The organism is Micromonospora sp. NPDC051296, assembly GCF_040682255.1.
In the GTDB taxonomy this organism is placed as follows: domain Bacteria; phylum Actinomycetota; class Actinomycetes; order Mycobacteriales; family Micromonosporaceae; genus Micromonospora; species Micromonospora craterilacus.
This window is the reverse complement of record NZ_JBFBAO010000139.1, coordinates 1-15,754: the sequence shown is the minus strand read 5'-3', so window position 1 is coordinate 15,754 and position 15,754 is coordinate 1. Positions and strand designations below refer to the sequence as shown.

General features: G+C 72.0%; 17 protein-coding genes. 9 read left to right on the top strand and 8 right to left on the bottom strand.

Annotation, left to right across the window (positions count from 1 at the left end; all coding sequences use genetic code 11):
• The first annotated feature begins 136 nt into the window (after window positions 1-136).
• From AB0M52_RS16610 to AB0M52_RS16590, 5 genes are all read left to right on the top strand, one after another.
• Window positions 137-967: an alpha/beta fold hydrolase gene (locus AB0M52_RS16610; RefSeq protein ID WP_363954061.1), complete on the top strand. Its 831-nt coding sequence runs from the start codon at window positions 137-139 to the stop codon at window positions 965-967.
• A gap of 97 nt (window positions 968-1,064) precedes the next feature.
• A complete protein-coding gene (locus tag AB0M52_RS16605; protein WP_363954059.1) occupies window positions 1,065-1,814 on the top strand; it encodes an SIS domain-containing protein in 750 nt (249 codons plus the stop codon).
• Between the two features lie 155 nt (window positions 1,815-1,969).
• On the top strand, window positions 1,970-2,470 hold the full coding sequence (locus AB0M52_RS16600) for a DUF6328 family protein (protein WP_363954057.1): 501 nt from the start codon (window positions 1,970-1,972) through the stop codon (window positions 2,468-2,470).
• 212 nt (window positions 2,471-2,682) lie between these two features.
• Window positions 2,683-4,587 carry an acyl-CoA dehydrogenase family protein gene (locus AB0M52_RS16595; RefSeq protein ID WP_363954055.1) on the top strand — a complete coding sequence of 635 codons (1,905 nt, stop codon included), beginning with the start codon at window positions 2,683-2,685 and terminating at the stop codon, window positions 4,585-4,587.
• A gap of 112 nt (window positions 4,588-4,699) precedes the next feature.
• Entirely contained in the window at window positions 4,700-5,575 is an 876-nt protein-coding gene (locus AB0M52_RS16590; protein WP_363954053.1) for an alpha/beta hydrolase, read from the top strand.
• A gap of 8 nt (window positions 5,576-5,583) precedes the next feature.
• Here the strand turns inward: AB0M52_RS16590 and AB0M52_RS16585 are convergent, their stop codons facing one another.
• The 7 genes from AB0M52_RS16585 to AB0M52_RS16555 all read right to left on the bottom strand — a co-directional run bounded on the left by AB0M52_RS16585 (window position 5,584) and on the right by AB0M52_RS16555 (window position 10,047).
• Entirely contained in the window at window positions 5,584-6,192 is a 609-nt protein-coding gene (locus AB0M52_RS16585; protein WP_363954051.1) for a hypothetical protein, read from the bottom strand.
• Between the two features lie 156 nt (window positions 6,193-6,348).
• Window positions 6,349-6,747 carry a Fur family transcriptional regulator gene (locus tag AB0M52_RS16580; RefSeq protein ID WP_363954049.1) on the bottom strand — a complete coding sequence of 133 codons (399 nt, stop codon included), beginning with the start codon at window positions 6,745-6,747 and terminating at the stop codon, window positions 6,349-6,351.
• 49 nt (window positions 6,748-6,796) lie between these two features.
• Window positions 6,797-7,096 (bottom strand): metalloregulator ArsR/SmtB family transcription factor, encoded by a 300-nt coding sequence (locus tag AB0M52_RS16575; protein ID WP_204005657.1) that lies wholly within the window; start codon window positions 7,094-7,096, stop codon window positions 6,797-6,799.
• Between the two features lie 37 nt (window positions 7,097-7,133).
• Window positions 7,134-8,003 carry a metal ABC transporter permease gene (locus AB0M52_RS16570; RefSeq protein WP_363954046.1) on the bottom strand — a complete coding sequence of 290 codons (870 nt, stop codon included), beginning with the start codon at window positions 8,001-8,003 and terminating at the stop codon, window positions 7,134-7,136.
• Complete coding sequence (locus tag AB0M52_RS16565) at window positions 8,000-8,764, bottom strand: ABC transporter ATP-binding protein (protein WP_363954044.1); 765 nt, start codon at window positions 8,762-8,764, stop codon at window positions 8,000-8,002. Before AB0M52_RS16565 ends, AB0M52_RS16570 begins: the two co-directional genes overlap by 4 nt.
• Entirely contained in the window at window positions 8,761-9,735 is a 975-nt protein-coding gene (locus AB0M52_RS16560; protein ID WP_363954042.1) for a metal ABC transporter substrate-binding protein, read from the bottom strand. Before AB0M52_RS16560 ends, AB0M52_RS16565 begins: the two co-directional genes overlap by 4 nt.
• Before the next feature lie 54 nt (window positions 9,736-9,789).
• On the bottom strand, window positions 9,790-10,047 hold the full coding sequence (locus AB0M52_RS16555) for a hypothetical protein (protein ID WP_111218839.1): 258 nt from the start codon (window positions 10,045-10,047) through the stop codon (window positions 9,790-9,792).
• A 29-nt stretch (window positions 10,048-10,076) separates the two neighbouring features.
• Between AB0M52_RS16555 and AB0M52_RS16550 the strand changes: the two genes are divergently transcribed.
• The 3 genes from AB0M52_RS16550 to AB0M52_RS16540 all read left to right on the top strand — a co-directional run bounded on the left by AB0M52_RS16550 (window position 10,077) and on the right by AB0M52_RS16540 (window position 12,620).
• A complete protein-coding gene (locus AB0M52_RS16550) occupies window positions 10,077-10,418 on the top strand; it encodes an antibiotic biosynthesis monooxygenase family protein (RefSeq protein WP_111218841.1) in 342 nt (113 codons plus the stop codon).
• Window positions 10,419-10,605: 187 nt separating this feature from the next.
• The gene (locus tag AB0M52_RS16545) at window positions 10,606-11,127 is read left to right on the top strand and encodes a hypothetical protein (RefSeq protein WP_363954063.1); all 522 of its coding nucleotides are present in this window, start codon (window positions 10,606-10,608) and stop codon (window positions 11,125-11,127) included.
• Between the two features lie 113 nt (window positions 11,128-11,240).
• A complete protein-coding gene (locus AB0M52_RS16540) occupies window positions 11,241-12,620 on the top strand; it encodes a glycine--tRNA ligase (protein WP_363954040.1) in 1,380 nt (459 codons plus the stop codon).
• Window positions 12,621-12,671: 51 nt separating this feature from the next.
• Here AB0M52_RS16540 and AB0M52_RS16535 read toward each other — a convergent pair whose 3' ends face one another.
• Window positions 12,672-13,649 (bottom strand): type IV toxin-antitoxin system AbiEi family antitoxin domain-containing protein, encoded by a 978-nt coding sequence (locus AB0M52_RS16535; protein WP_363954038.1) that lies wholly within the window; start codon window positions 13,647-13,649, stop codon window positions 12,672-12,674.
• A gap of 178 nt (window positions 13,650-13,827) precedes the next feature.
• Between AB0M52_RS16535 and dusB the strand changes: the two genes are divergently transcribed.
• Complete coding sequence (dusB, locus tag AB0M52_RS16530; RefSeq protein ID WP_363954036.1) at window positions 13,828-14,997, top strand: tRNA dihydrouridine synthase DusB; 1,170 nt, start codon at window positions 13,828-13,830, stop codon at window positions 14,995-14,997.
• Window positions 14,998-15,754 lie beyond the last annotated feature (757 nt).

The window sequence follows — 15,754 nt, the reverse complement described above, 5'->3', positions numbered from 1 at the left end:
GGTCCCGCCCTGTTGATCATGAAGTTGGCGGGCGGTTTGATCTCCGAAGCGCCCGCCAACTTCATGATCGGCCGTGTGGGTTGTGGCGCTGGCGTGGTGCGGGCGGTGGTTGGGGTGGATGGGTAGGGTGCCGGCTATGCGCATCGAGGCCCGAGGTCTGCGGTTCGACGTCACCGCCGGTGGCCCCGAGCCCGGCGAACCGGTGCTGCTGCTGCACGGCTTCCCGCAGCATTCCGGCGAGTGGATCGACGTGGCGCCCGCGCTGCACGCCGCAGGGCTGCGCACGTACGCCCTGGACCAGCGGGGTTACTCGCCCGGCGCCCGGCCCGAGGCCGTCGAGGCGTACCGGCTGGCGGAGCTGGTCGCCGACGCGGTGGCCGTGCTGGACGCCCTCGGCGTCGCCACCGCGCACGTCGTGGGGCACGACTGGGGCGCGGTCGTCGGGTGGGCGCTGGCCGCCGGCCACCCCGACCGGGTACGCACGCTGACCGCGGTCTCCGTGCCGCACCCGGCCGCCATGGCGCACGCGCTGGCCGAGGACCCACAGCAGAAGGCGCGCTCGGCGTACATGCTGCTGTTCCGGCAGCCGGGGGTGGCCGAGAAGACGCTGCTGGCCCTGGGTGCCACTGGGCTGCGTCGGCTGCTGCACGGGGTCGGCGACGCGGCGCGGGTGGCCGCGTACGCCGATCCGATGCGCGAGCCGGGCGCGTTGACCGCGGCGCTGAACTGGTACCGGGCGATGTACCGGGCGGAGCTGGCGGCGACCGGCCCGGTGACGGTGCCGACCAGCTACGTGTGGAGCGATCGGGACGTCGCCATCGGGCGTCCCGCCGCCGAGGCGTGCGCCGCCCACGTGGTCGGGGACTACCGGTTCGTCGAACTGCCCGGGGTCAGCCACTGGATCCCGGACGAGGCGCCGGCGCCGCTGGTCGAGGCGATCCTGGCCCGGGTACGCCCGGCCGCCTGAGCGGGTCGGCGGTGCCGCACGGCGGCACGGAGCCGAAGCACAGTGCCGGCGGAAGGGGACCGGCAAGCGGCCGGAAAATTCGAGGAGCGGAGAGAGCATGACGCTGAGTGCCGAGGGCTACCTGGCCACGGTGACCGCGACCCTGGACCGGGTGGCGCAGAGCCAGCGGGAGCAGGTGGCCCGGGCCGCCGACCTGATCGCCGAGGCGATCCGGGCCGACGGCGTGGTGCACGCCTTCGGCACCGGTCACTCCGAGGCCCTGGCGATGGAGATCGCTGGCCGGGCCGGCGGGCTGGTACCGACCAACCGGATCGCCCTGCGCGACCTGGTGCTGCACGGTGGGGAGCCGGCCGACGTGCTGGGACCGAAGCTCGAGCGGGATCCGTCGGTCGCCCACCGCCTCTACGACCTCGCCCCGATCGGCCCGCGGGACGTCTTCGTGCTCGCCTCGAACTCCGGCGTCAACGGCGCGATGGTGGAGTTCGCGTCGCTGGTCCGGCAGCGCGGTCACGGGCTGGTGGCGATCACCTCCGCGGAGCACTCGGCGCGGATGGAGTCCCGACACCCGTCCGGCCGCAAGCTCGCCGATTTCGCCGACGTCGTGCTGGACAACGGCGCCCCGTACGGCGACGCCACGCTGCCGCTGCCGGGTGGCGGCGCGGTCGGCGCGGTCTCCTCGATCACCGCGGCGCTGCTCGCCCAGCAGATCGTGGTCGAGGTGGTGGCCCGGCTGCTCGCCGCGGGCGAGCGCCCGCCGGTCTACCTGTCGGCGAACATCGCCGGCGGCGACGCGCACAATGACGCCCTGGAGGCCCGGTACGCGGGACGGATCCGCCGGGGCTCCTGAACGGGGCTGCCGCAGCCGGTGCCCGGGGTCGCCGGCCGGCTCGACCGGACCGGCGCTGGCGCTGAGTCGGTTTCGCGTCACCCGGCGCGGGGCATCAGCCTGCCGCCGGGCGGCGGAAGTCGGGCCGGCGGAGGTCGTACCCCCGGAGGTCCGCGGTGTCGAAGGAAACCGAGAAGCAGCGGTGGCAGCGCAACTTCGCCGATCTGCTACAGGAGTTGCGGGTCGCGCAGACCGGCGTGCAGATCCTCTTCGCCTTCCTGCTCACCCTGCCGTTCAGCAACGGCTTCACGCGTACCACCCCGTTCCAGCGGGACGTGTACATCGTCGCGCTGCTCGCGGCGGCCGGCGCCACCGCAATGATCATTTCGCCGGTGGCGTTCCACCGGGCGCTGTTCCGGCAGGGGCGCAAGCCCGAGTTGGTGCGCTTCGCGCACCGGATGGCCACCGCCGGGCTCGGCTTCATGCTGGTCTCGATGGTCAGCGCGGTGCTGTTGGTCAGCGACTTCGTGCTCGCCCGGCCGATCGCCTTCCTGCTCTGCGCGGTCACCGGGCTCTGGTTCCTCACCTTCTGGGTGGTCCTGCCGTTCTCCCGGCGCAACTGGGGTGACGACGACATCGACGACGACGAGGATCCGAGCGGGCTCACCGTGGGCTGAGCGAGCTTTGTGGATAAACCGTGGCTACCTTTGGGTAACGAACGCGGGTAACCTGCTGAGCAGGCGGAACAGTCCGAGTGCCGGATCCAGCCCGGGGGTTTGCCGTGGCCATCGCCGAGAATCACCGTCCATCAGCCAATGACAGCCGTAGCGTCGACCCGCCGCCCGGCGCGGCGAGCCCGGCGCCCGAAACGCAGGCGTCCGAAACGCAGGTGTCCGAGAAGGAGGCTCGTCAGGTCGCCGAGGCGGCCCGGCAGACCACCTGGGATCGGCCGAGCTTCGGCAAGGAACTCTTCCTGGGCCGGCTGCGGCTCGACCTGATCGACCCGTGGCCCCGGCCCGACCCCGCCGAGGAGGAACGGGCGGCGGAGTTCCTCGGCCGGCTCCGCGAGTACGTCGCCGCCGAGGTGGACGGCTCGGCGATCGAACGGGACGCGCGCATCCCCGACGAGGTGTTCCAGGGGTTGGCCCGACTCGGCGCGTTCGGCATGAAGATCGGCCAGGAGTACGGCGGGGTCGGGCTGAGCAACCTGCACTACTGCCGGGCGTTGATGCTGGTCGGCTCGGTCAGCCCGGCGATCGGCGCGCTGCTCTCCGCGCACCAGTCGATCGGCGTACCGCAGCCGTTGAAGATGTTCGGCACCGCCGAGCAGAAGCAGCGGTTCCTGCCCCGGCTGGCGGCCGGCGAGGTCTCCGCGTTCCTGCTCACCGAGCCGGACGTGGGTTCCGACCCGGCCCGGCTGGCGACCACGGCGGAGCCGACCCCCGATGGCACCGGCTACCGGCTCAACGGCGTCAAGCTGTGGGCCACCAACGGCACGGTGGCCACCCTGCTCGTGGTGATGGCCCGGGTGCCGGCAGCCGAGGGCCGCCGAGGTGGCATCACCGCGTTCGTGGTCGACGGCGACGCCGAGGGCATCACCGTCGAGCGGCGCAACGGCTTCGTCGGCCTGCGCGGCCTGGAGAACAGCCTCACCCGCTTCCACGACGTCTTCGTGCCGAAGGAGAACGTCATCGGCGGCGAGGGCAAGGGCCTCCGGATCGCCCTGAGCACGCTGAACACCGGCCGGCTGTCGTTGCCGGCGATGTGCGTCGGCGCCGGCAAGTGGGCGCTGAACGTGGCCCGCGAGTGGTCCGCCGACCGGGTCCAGTGGGGCCGGCCGGTCGGTGAACACGAGGCGGTCGCGCAGAAGCTGTCCTTCATCGCCGCGACCACGTACGGCATGGAGACCATGCTGGATCTCTGCTGTCTGCTCGCCGACGACGACCGCAACGACATCCGGATCGAGGCGGCGCTGGTGAAGCTCTACGCCAGCGAGATGGCCTGGCGAATCGTCGACGAGTTGGTCCAGATCCGGGGTGGCCGGGGGTACGAGACGGCCGATTCGCTGGCCGCCCGGGGCGAGCGCCCGGCGGCGGTGGAGCAGATCCTGCGTGATCTGCGGATCAACCGGATCTTCGAGGGCTCCACCGAGATCATGCACCTGCTCATCGCCCGCGAGGCGGTGGACGCGCACCTCTCCGTCGCCGGGGACATCATCGACCCCGAGGCCGGGCTCGGCCGCAAGGCGAAGGCGGGCGCGCGGGCCGGCGCGTTCTACGCGCGGTGGCTGCCGACCCTCGCGGTCGGCAAGGGGCAGCAACCGATGGGGTACGCCGAGTTCGGCCCGCTGGCCGGGCACCTGCGCTACGTCGAGCGGGCCTCCCGGAAGCTGGCCCGGTCCACCTTCTACGCGATGTCCCGCTGGCAGGGCAAGCTGGAGCGCAAGCAGGCGTTCCTCGGCCGGGTGGTGGACATCGGGGCCGAGTTGTTCGCGATGAGCGCGGTCTGCGTCCGGGCGTCCGCGCAGCGGCCGGAGCGACCGGAGAACGTCGAGCTGGCCGACCTGTTCTGCCGCCAGGCCCGGGTCCGGGTCGACGCGCTGTTCACCGCCCTGTGGGAGAACACCGACTCGGTCGACGTGGCGGCGGCCAAACGCATCCTCGCCGGCCGCTACGCCGCCGTGGAGGACGGCGTGATCACCCCGCCCGACGACCTCCCCTGGGTCGCCCCCTGGACCCCCGGCCCCTCCACCGTCACCGACGACGCCCGCCGCCACATCCCCCCACCCGCATAGGGCCCGTGTCGAGCCTTGGCCGCCCTGCGGCAGAACCCGGACAACGATCGCCTCAATCCGCCTCGGCGTCGGTTGACGGCACATGTCGTAGCTGGACCTTAGGGTCACCGTCATGACGACGACACAGACCCGCACGCTCGCCGTACCCGGCGTGGACCTGGTCTACGACGTGCGCGGACCGCTCCCGCCGGCTGGCGGTCGGCCGGCGCTACTCATGACCGGTCAGCCGATGACGGCGGAGGGCTTTGCCGCCCTCGCCGCCAACTTCACGGACCGTACGGTTGTCACCTATGACCCGCGCGGCCTGGGCCGCAGCATCCGCACCGACGGCCGGTCGGACAACACGCCGCAGCAGCAGGCGGCCGACCTGCACCTGTTGATCGAGGCGCTCGACGCGGGTCCGGTCGAGGTCTTCGCGAGCAGTGGCGGCGCGGTGACCGCCCTCGAACTGGTCGCGACCCACCCCGGCGACGTCGTCACGCTGGTGGCGCACGAGCCACCGATCAACGCGGTGCTTCCCGATGCGGAAGGCGCCGAGCGTGCCCGGGCCGCGTTCCACGAGGCGTACCAGGCGAACGGCTTCGGCGCGGGCATGGCCGCGTTCATCGCGATGACGTCCTGGCAGGGCGAGTTCACCGAGGACTACTTCGCCCAGCCCGCGCCCGACCCGGCGACCTTCGGCATGCCGACCGGTGACGACGGCACCCGTGACGATCCGCTGTTGTCGAAGAACTCGTGGGCGATCACCGACTATCGCCCGGATCCGAGCCTGCTCACGGCGGCGTCGACCCGGATCGTGATCGCGGTCGGCGAGGAGTCGACGGGAACGTACACCGCGCGTACCGCGCTCGGCACCGCGGCCCTGCTCGGCCAGCAGGCGACGGTGTTCCCGAGCCATCACGGGGGCTTCCTCGGTGGTGAGTTCGGTTACGCCGGCAAGCCCGAGGAGTTCGCCGCGAAGCTCCGCGAGGTCCTGGCCACCGACTGACGGACGCGTCAGGGGCGGGGGTCGCGGAGACCGAGGCGGCGCAGTTCCAGCGCGGCCAGGGCGTCCACGGTGGCGTCGTCGCCGCGCCGCCACGCCTCGGCCACGTCGGGGGCGATCCGGGTCAGCCGGCGCAGCGGCTGCCCGGCCAGGGCGCGCAAGGCCAGCAGGTCGCGGCCGGCGGGCGCGGCGGCCAGCGCCGCCGCCGAGCCGGCCCGGCGCATCCAACGCACCCGCAGCGGCAGCCAGCCGAACAGCACCAACCCGAGCGGCACGATCAGCATCCCGACGGCCAGTGCCAGGGCCAGCTGGTCGACGAGTTCCTGCTGGTCGCGCCCGGCCTCGGCGAGCGAGCGGGCCGCGCCGGCCGCCCGCTCGAAGGGTGCGGTCAACTCGCCGCCCACCAGCGGCACCCGGCCGACCTTTCCGCCGGCCTCGGCGAGGTTGTCGGCCAGGCCGCCGCCGGCCCCCTCCAGCTTCTGTCCGGGTACGGCCAGCTTCTGCACCAGGTCGTGCAGCCAGAGCGCGCCCCGGATCGTCGCGTACACCCAGGCGACGACGAGCAGGTCGGTGAGGAACTGCCGCAGCGCGGCCGGAAAACGATCAGCGTAGATCTTCACGCCGGTCAGCCTGCCACGCCCCACCCCGCCCGGCATCCCGAGCTTGGCCCCACATCGCACCGGCGATCATGCACTTTCGGTCGCGGATATGCCCGTCTTGACGGCCTTCGTCCCGACATAAAGTGCAAGATCGGCGAGGCCGGTGTGGGGGCGGGATCAGCGGGCGCAGGTGGGGCAGGTGCCGAAGATTTCCAGGGTGTGGCTGACGTCGGTGTAGCCGTGCTGGGCCGCTACCCGGTCGGCCCAGGCCTCCACCGCGGGGCCGGCGACCTCCACCGTCCGGCCGCAGGCCCGGCAGACCAGGTGGTGGTGGTGCCCCTCGCTGCACCTGCGGTAGAGGTGTTCGCCGCCGGGCGGGCGCATCACGTCGATCTCGCCCGAGTCGGCCAGGCCCTGCAACGTCCGGTAGACGGTGGTCAGGCCGACCCGCTCGCCGCGCTCGCGCAGCATCGCGTGCAGGTCCTGGGCGCTGTGGAAGCCTTCCACCTCGGCCAGTAGGGCGCTCACCGCCGAGCGCTGGCGGGTGTTGCGGACGGCCGCACCGCTCTCGCTCATGTCGGCACTCCGCTTCGCCGCACGCCGCTGTGGTTGATGATCTGCTCGCTCATGAGCCCTCCCCGGCGTGGCTGACCGCGTCGGCCACGATGTGCGCCACGTGCTCGTCAACCAGGGTGTACGCGATTTCCCGACCCCGTCGGGAACCGCGCACCACGCCGGCCCCGCGGAGCACCCGCAGGTGCTGGGAGACCAGCGGCTGCGCGACGCCGAGCTTGTCCACCAGTTCGTGCACGCAGCGCTCACCGCCGGCCAGCTCGCTGACGATGGCCAGCCGGATCGGCGCGGAGAGCGCGCGCAGAAGTTCGCTGGCACCCTCGTACGCGTCGTAGCTGGATCCGCTGGTCACCCTGCAACGGTAACCAACCCCGGGGCGACCGCCGGGGTCAGGATCCGCGGAGCACCACCTCGTGCGGTTCGGGCGCGGGCACCGGCACCGGCCGCTCCCGGCGTAGCCGGCGCCAGCCGGCGGCGAGCAGGGCGACCACGATGAACGAGGCGATCGCGAGCACCACCACCGAGGCGCCGGGCGCGGTGTCGGCGACCGCCGCCATCCAGATGCCCGCCCCGGCCGCGAACAGGCCGAGCGCCATCGCCGCCGCCATGGTGCCGCGGAAGCCCCGGGTGACCTGCTGGGCGGTGGCCACCGGGACGACCATCAACGCGCTGATCAGCAGGACGCCGACCGCCCGCATCGCGATGGTCACCGTGATCGCGGTGGTCACCGCGAGCAGCAGGTTGAGCGTACGCACCGGCAGGCCCGAGACCCGGGCGTACTCCTCGTCGTGGCAGACCGCGAACAGCGCGGGTCGCAGCGCGATCATCGCGGCCAGCACGGCCACGCCGAGCACCGCGATGGTGACCAGGTCGTCCTGGGACGTCGTGGTCAGCGCCCCGAAGAGGTACGCGTTGAGGTTGGCGCTGGTGCTGTCGGAGAGCCCGACCAGGACCACGCCGCCGGCGATGCCGCCGTAGAAGAGCAGGGCGAGGGCCAGGTCACCGGAGGTACGGCCGCGTTCGCGGATCAGCTCGATGACGATCGCGCCGAGGGTGGCCGCGATCACCGCCATGATCACGGGGGACTTCTGGAAGAGCAGGCCGGCGCCGACGCCGGTCAGCGCGACGTGCCCGATGCCGTCCCCGATCAACGCGAGCCGCCGCTGCACCAGGTAGATGCCGAGCGCCGGCGCGGCCAGGCCGATGATCAGCGCGCCGACCAGGGCGCGCAGCATGAAGTCGTACTGGAAGAGGCTCACCTTGTGCTCCACAGCCCGGCGGGCTCCTCGGGACCGTGCGGGTGCACATGGTCGTGGTCCGGCGCCGCGTGGTGCCCGGCCGGCTCCGGGACCGCGCCGTCGTGCGCGATGAACCCCTGGTGTACGACCACCGCGCGGCTGATCAGCGGCCGCAGCGGGCCCAGTTCGTGGGCGACCAGCAGCACGGTGCCCCCGTCGTCGACGAAGCCGCGCAGCGCCCCGGCGAACGCCTCCTGGCTGACCGCGTCCACCCCGGCTGTCGGCTCGTCGAGCACCAGCAGCTCCGGCCGGCCGGCCAGGGCGCGGGCGATCAGGGTGCGCTGCTGCTGCCCACCGGAGAGGGTGGCCACCGGATCCTTCGCCCGGTTGGCCAGGCCGACGGCGCGCAACGCCTCGGCGACGGCCTCCCGGTCGGCGCGCCCCGGCGGGCGCAGGACACCCCGGCGGGCCAACCGGCCGGAGGCGACCACCTCGGCCACCGTGGCCGGTACGCCGCTGCCCGCGCCGAGGCGCTGCGGGACGTACCCGATGCGGTGCCACTGCCGGAACCGGCGCGCCGGCCGGCCGAACAGGGCCACCGAGCCGGCGCTGAGCGGAACCAGCCCGAGCACGGCGCGGATCAGGGTGGACTTGCCGGAGCCGTTGGCGCCGAGAATCGCGACCACCTCGCCGGCGGTCACGGTCAGCGAGACGTCACGGAGCACGGGGCGGCCGTCGTAGCCGACCACCCCGTGCGCGACGGTGATGACTTCAGAGGTCACGAGCAGCTCAACGCCGTCCGTAGGGTCTGCAGGTTGGTGCGCATCACCGAAAGGTAGTCCGCGCCGTTCTCCGTGGACAGGCCCTCGATCGGATCGAGTACGGCGGTCTGGGCGCCGACCTCCCGGGCGATCGTCTCGGCGACCTTCGGGCTGACCAGGGTCTCGAAGAAGATGGTGGTGGCCTGGTGCGCCCGGGCTTCCTCGATGGCCGCGGCCAGTCGTTGCGCCGACGGCTCGTCCTCCGGGCTCAGCCCGGTGACGGCGATCTGCTCCAGCTGGTACTTCTGCGCCAGGTAGCCGAACGCGGTGTGGCTGACCACGATCTCCCGGCGCTGGCAGGTCTTCAGCCCCTCGGTGAACTCGGCGTCGAGCTCCTCCAGCGCGGTGCGCAGGGCACCCGCCCGTGCGGTGTACTCGCCGGCCCGGTCCGGGTCGACGGTGCCCAGCCGCTCGGCGAGCTGGTCACCGATGGTGGCCAGCCGGGTCGGGTCGAGCCAGACGTGCGGGTCCTTCGCGCCGTCCGAGCCACCCCCGTCGGCGTGCTCCTCGGCGTGCTCCTCGCCCTCGTGGTCATGGTCGTGGCCGCCGGCGGTGGCGTCCAGCAGCGGCTGCACGGTGGCCACGTCGAAGGCGCGGTCACCGGCGTTCTGCTCCACCGCCTCGTCCACGGCGGGCTGGAAGCCGTGCAGGAAGACGACCAGGCTCGCCTCGCTGATCTGCCCGACCTGTCGCGGGTTCAGCTCCAGGTCGTGCGGCTCGGCGCCGGGCCGGGCCAGGTTGGTCACCGCCACCGCGTCGCCGCCGATCCGCTCGGCGAGGAACTGCAGCGGATAGAAGCCGGCCACCACGTCGACCCGGTCAGGGTCGGCGCCGGCCGGGGTGCCGTCGGTCGAGCAGGCGGTGACGCCGGCCAGGGCGAACAGGGTGGCCGTGGTGGCGGCCAGGGCGCGCGGGGTCGAGCGGAAGGTCATGACACCGACTGTCCGCGACAACGACAATGATTGTCAAAAACGCATGCTTGCATGTCAGAGCAGCTTCACCAGGCCGGCGGTGACCAGCAGGGTCAGCGCCAGCAGCCGGATCGCCCGGGTCGGTGGCGTCTGCACCCGCCAGGTGGTCACCAGCAGAGCCGCCACCGCGCCGGCGAGCAGCAGGGTGAACAGCCCGCCGAGCACCCCCGGGGTGAAGAACGCGACCAGCACCAGGAGCAGGGTGACCAGGAACACCGTCGTCGGGTTGGCCCGGGCCAGCCGGCGGGCGATCCCACTCTGCGTACGCTGCATTCCACAAACTCTACGAGGAGGAGAGCCCGGTGCTCGTGACCAACCGGTTCGTGGTCGACGACGATGCGGCCGAGGCGTTCACCGCCCGGGCCCACGCGGCCCTGACGGCGCTCGCCGCCCGGCCCGGCTACCTGCGTGGGCAGCTGGTCCGGGCACTCGACGACCCCCGACACTGGTGCCTGGTCACCGAGTGGGAGTCGGTCGGCACCTACCGTCGGGCCCTCGGCGGCTTCGACGTCAAGGTCACGGCGGTGCCGCTGCTCGCCGAGAGCGTCGACGAGCCGTCCGCGTACGAGGCGTTGGCCAGCGCCGCGCCGGGTGGGGACGTGGTGGTGGTCGCCAGCGATCGGGCTGCGGGTCCTTACCGCTGAGCTGTCGGGCACTACTGTGGCTCCTATGACCGACCCCGGACCGGCAGCCCCACCACCACACCCCTCGCTGCCCGGCCAGCAGGGACCTCAGGTCCCGGGCGAAACCGGCGTTCCGCCGGCCGCGTCCGGCGCGCCGCCCACCGGTGGCTCTGGCGCCGTGCCGCCCGACGGTTTCGCTGCCCCGCCGCTGGATGGTTCCGTCCCACCCCCGCCTCCCGGCGGATCCGCGCCGGGCGTACCGGCCCCGCCGCCCGGGCCCGGTGTGGCCCCGCCGTTCGCGGCACCGCCGACCGAGGGTGGCCGGTCCCGGCTCTGGCTCGGCCTCGGCGCCGGGGCGCTGGCTCTGCTGCTCTGTTGCGGTGGCGGCGGCGCGGCGGTGGTCGGGCTGCTGGTCAGCGGGGTGCAGGCGATCGAAGAGCAGGGCCGCACGGTTTCCGGCGACTACTACCGCGCCCTGGTCGACGGCGAATTCGGCCGGGCGTACGACCAGCTCTGCGAGGACGCCAGGCGGCGCGAGTCCCGGCAGGAGTTCGAGCGCCGGACGGCCGCCGAGCCGCAGATCGCCTCCTACCGGGTCGGCGAGGTGGACAGCGTCGCGCTCACCGTGCCGGTGGAGGTGACCTTCGCCGGCGGCAACCAGGAGCGCCAGCAGGTCGTGCTCAAGCAGAACCAGCAGACGGGCGGCATGGAGGTCTGCGGAGTCAACTGACCGGCCGCAGGTAATGTGCTGGGTCCGGGAGCGCACCGGTCGTACCGTTGTCCCCAACTGTTCCAGCCATCCCACCACGTCCCCGCCGACCGCCAGTCGGCGTAGGAGGAAAAATGCCAGCCGACCGTATCGACGCCGTCGTCAGCCTCGCCAAGCGCCGGGGCTTCGTCTTTCCCTCCAGCGAGATCTACGGAGGCACCCGCTCGGCGTGGGACTACGGTCCGCTCGGCGTGGAACTCAAGGAGAACGTCCGCCGCCAGTGGTGGAAGACCATGGTCCAGCAGCGCGACGACGTGGTGGGCCTGGACTCCGCGGTGATCCTGGCCCGTGACGTCTGGGCCGCCTCGGGTCACCTGGACGCCTTCGTCGACCCGCTGACCGAGTGCCAGTCCTGCCACAAGCGGTTCCGCGCCGACCACCTGGAGGAGGCGTACGAGGCCAAGCACGGCCGCCCGCCGGCCTCGCTGGCCGAGCTCAACTGCCCCAACTGCGGCAACAAGGGCACCTTCACCGAGCCGCGGATGTTCAACGGCCTGATGAAGACCTACCTCGGCCCGGTGGAGAGCGACGAGGGCCTGCACTACCTGCGCCCGGAGACCGCCCAGGGCATCTTCGTCAACTACAAGAACGTGGAGACGGTCGCCCGCAAGAAGCCGCCGTTCGGCATCGCGCAGACCGGCAAGTCGTTCCGCAACGAGATCACCCCGGGCAACTTCATCTTCCGTACCCGCGAGTTCGAGCAGATGGAGATGGAGTTCTTCGTCGAGCCGGGCACCGACGAGCAGTGGCACGAGTACTGGCTCCAGCAGCGCTGGAACTGGTACATTGACCTCGGCCTGTCCGAGGAGAACCTGCGCTTCTTCGAGCACCCCCAGGAGAAGCTCTCCCACTACTCGAAGCGCACCGTCGACATCGAGTACCGCTTCCAGTTCGGCGGCACCGAGTTCGCCGAGCTGGAGGGCATCGCCAACCGCACCGACTTCGACCTGTCCACGCACAGCAAGCACTCCGGCGTCGACCTGTCGTACTTCGACCAGACCAAGGGCGAGCGGTGGGTCCCGTACGTGATCGAGCCGGCCGCCGGCCTCACCCGCGCGGTGCTGGCGTTCCTGCTGGAGGCGTACGACGAGGACGAGGCGCCGAACACCAAGGGCGGCGTGGACAAGCGGACGGTGATGCGCTTCGACCCGCGGCTGGCCCCGGTCAAGGTGGCGGTGCTGCCGCTGTCCCGCAACGAGGCGCTTTCGCCGAAGGCCAAGCAGCTCGCCGCCGACCTGCGCAAGCGCTGGGTGGTCGAGTTCGACGACTCGCAGGCGATCGGCCGCCGCTACCGCCGCCAGGACGAGATCGGCACCCCGTTCTGCGTCACCGTCGACTTCGACACCCTGGACGACAACGCGGTGACCGTGCGGAACCGGGACACCATGACCCAGGAGCGGATCCCGCTCGACCAGGTCGAGCGCTACCTCATCGACCACCTCCCCGGCTGCTGACGGTGTAAGGAAGGGCCCCTTATTAACACTCACCACCTCGCGGCGGCACGTTCACGTACTCGTGGGTCCGGGTGCGTGCGGCGGGTCGATCCACAGCCGGACGGTGGCGCCGAGGCCGCGCCGGGACTCGTACGCGTCCTCCACCATCTGCCGGACCCGGCGCGGTTCGCGGCGGATCTGTGCCGGCGTGAAGTGCAGGACGAGGAGACCGCGACGGCTCAGCTCGTTGTGCCGGTCGAGCGTGCGCGCCCAGTCGCCCGGACGGTAGTGGTACTCCTGCGAGTCGACCTCCAGCGCCACTGCGGCGTCGGGCAGATAACCGTCGGGCGTCGGCAGCGACCGGCCACCCGCGTCGCGCAGGCGCGGATTCCAGTGGATCTCCGACAGCACCGGGCTCTCCGCGAGGCACTCCCGTAACTCGGCTTCGGGTGCCGACCGGGTGCCCTGTGCCACCTCGGAGAACGCCTTTCGGATCAGCGCCGTCCGGCTGCGTCGAGCGCGGCGGATCTCCTCGTCCAGGGACGCGAGGTCGGCGTACCCCCGTTGGATGGCCTCGGCGACGACCGCTCGCACCGGACGCAGCTGCCGCAGGTCGCGCGCCGCGTCGACCACCGCGCGGGCCGGTGAGCACACCGGGTAGAGCGGTGTGGTCCGGGCCCGCTCGTCAAGGGCCATGGTCCGTGCGATCACCGCGTAGCCGGCGGACTTGCGGCGCGCGTGATGCGGCACGACCAGGTGTACGGCGTCGGTACGCGGGCTCTGCCGAAAGCCGTACCAGATCAGCGCGGCGAGGCCGGTCAGCTGCGCCTCGGCCCCGGCGTACAGGGCCGCCGAGATCCGCCGCTGCTCATCGGTCAGGGTGCCGGTGACCAGGGCGTACGTCGCGGGCAGGACACGTTGCCACAAGCCGCGCCGGGTCTGCCGGTACAAGTACATGTCGTCGAAGCCCGCGGCCAGCAGTTGGGCGCGGATGACGATCTGTTGTTGCCGCTCGGCCAGGTCGGCGAACTCGGGTGGGTGCGTACGCATGAGGCGCAGCATCGGCGGCGCGGCCGCGTCTGTCCGGCCCGACCGGCACGCCTGTGGATGGCCGGACCTCCTGTGGACAACGCCCCGACGCCCGCCCGGGTGTGTTATGCGTCGCGTTAACAGGGGGCCCTTCCTATGCACGAGACGTTAAGAAGGGGCCCTTCCTTACACTTGGACCGTGCCGACGACCGCTCCCGCCCTGCGCCCGCTGACCATCGGGCGGCATCAGGTGTGGCCGCCGGTGGTGCTCGCGCCGATGGCTGGCATCACCAATGTCGGGTTCCGCCAGCTCTGTCGGGAACAGGGCGGTGGCATCTACGTCTGCGAGATGATCACCACGGTCGCGCTGGTCGAGCGGAATCCGAAGACCCTGCGGATGATCGCGTTCGGGGCGGACGAGAGCCCACGCAGCCTCCAGCTCTACGGCACCGACCCGGAGACCACCGCCGCCGCCGTGCGGATCGTGGTCGAGAAGAATCTCGCCGACCACATCGACCTCAACTTCGGCTGCCCGGTGCCGAAGGTCACCCGCCGTGGCGGCGGCGCGGCGCTGCCGTGGCGACGCCGGCTCTTCGCCCGCCTGGTGCGGGCCGCGGTGGACGCCGCGTCACCCGCTGGCGTGCCGGTCACGGTCAAGATGCGCAAGGGCATCGACGACGACCACCTGACGTACGTCGAGGCGGGGCTCGCCGCGCAGGAGGCCGGCGTCGCCGCGGTCGCCCTGCACGGGCGTACGGCCGCGCAGCGCTATTCGGGCACCGCGGACTGGGATGCCATCGCCACCCTCAAGCAGGCGCTCGACGTGCCGGTGCTCGGCAACGGCGACATCTGGGAGGCCGACGACGCGCTGCGGATGGTGGCACACACCGGCGTCGACGGGGTGGTGATCGGGCGCGGCTGCCTCGGCCGACCCTGGCTCTTCGCCGACCTGGAGGCCGCCTTCGCGGGTCGCACCGAGCGGCGGCTGCCCAACCTCGGCGAGGTGGCGGTGACCATGCGCCGGCACGCCGAGCTGCTGGTCGACCAGTTCACCGCCGGGGCACGCAACCCGGCCCGGGGCGAGCAGGACGGCTGCACCGACTTCCGCAAGCACGTCGCCTGGTACCTCAAGGGCTTCCCGATCGGCAGCGAGCTGCGCCGCGCCCTGGCGATGATCGACAGCCTGGCCCAGCTGGACGACCTGCTCGGCAAGCTGGACCCGGCGGTGCCGTTCCCGGTGGAGACGCTGGGCCAGCCGCGCGGGCGGACCAACTCCCCGGGCAAGGTCTTCCTGCCCGACGGCTGGCTGGCCAGCCGCGACGACGACACCGTCCCCGAGGGCGCCGAGCTGGACGACTCCGGCGGCTGAGACACCGACCCGGGATTCCGGCACCGACCTCGCCGCGACGCCGGTGCCGCATGCCGTCACCGCCGAGCCCGTGGCGTCGAGAACCAGCCGAGGTGGCCGGTGGGGCAATGGCCTTGCCGGTGCCCCCTCAGGCTGGAGGTCGAACGCCTGGTGAGCGATCCACATCCAAACGTGGTGGATGGCACCGCAGATCTGCGGTCGCCGGCTGCCGGCTCGGCTGCGGGCCTTGGCGGCCCCGCGCGTGGCCCCGCCGCCTCCAGCGAGGTGGCGACTGTTCTCGACGGCCAGCGGAAGCGGGTCGCGCAAGGTGGCAGCTACGCGCAGGTCCTCGAGTCACTGTTCGAGTCGCCGCGGGGAGAATCGGTGATTGCGGCGCTAATTGGAAGATAGGCGGTTGTGGGCGGCAGCATCCGGCCCCTGAGCGGGGCAACTGGCACGGACTGGCTGAGTGGGCCGGATCGTTCGATCGTCGCGGGGGAGTTGTGTTGCACTGCGCCATTTCCTGCTCGGATCTGACTAGATCCTCGTCGCGCAACCTTGATCGGGTAAACCGGGCGCCGTCCATGCGAGATCTTGGACAGTTGCCGTTTTCGCGTAACGGGAACTGTCCAAGATCTCGCGCCCACCTCCCGCAATGCGGGAAAGCACACCCACGCCAACCAGCGCAAAGACATCCCAGGTGCTTGGATGTCAAGCGGTGGCGTGGTTGGGGTGGTGTGACCAGGCGGTCGTCTCGTCGTAGACGGTGTTGGTCTTG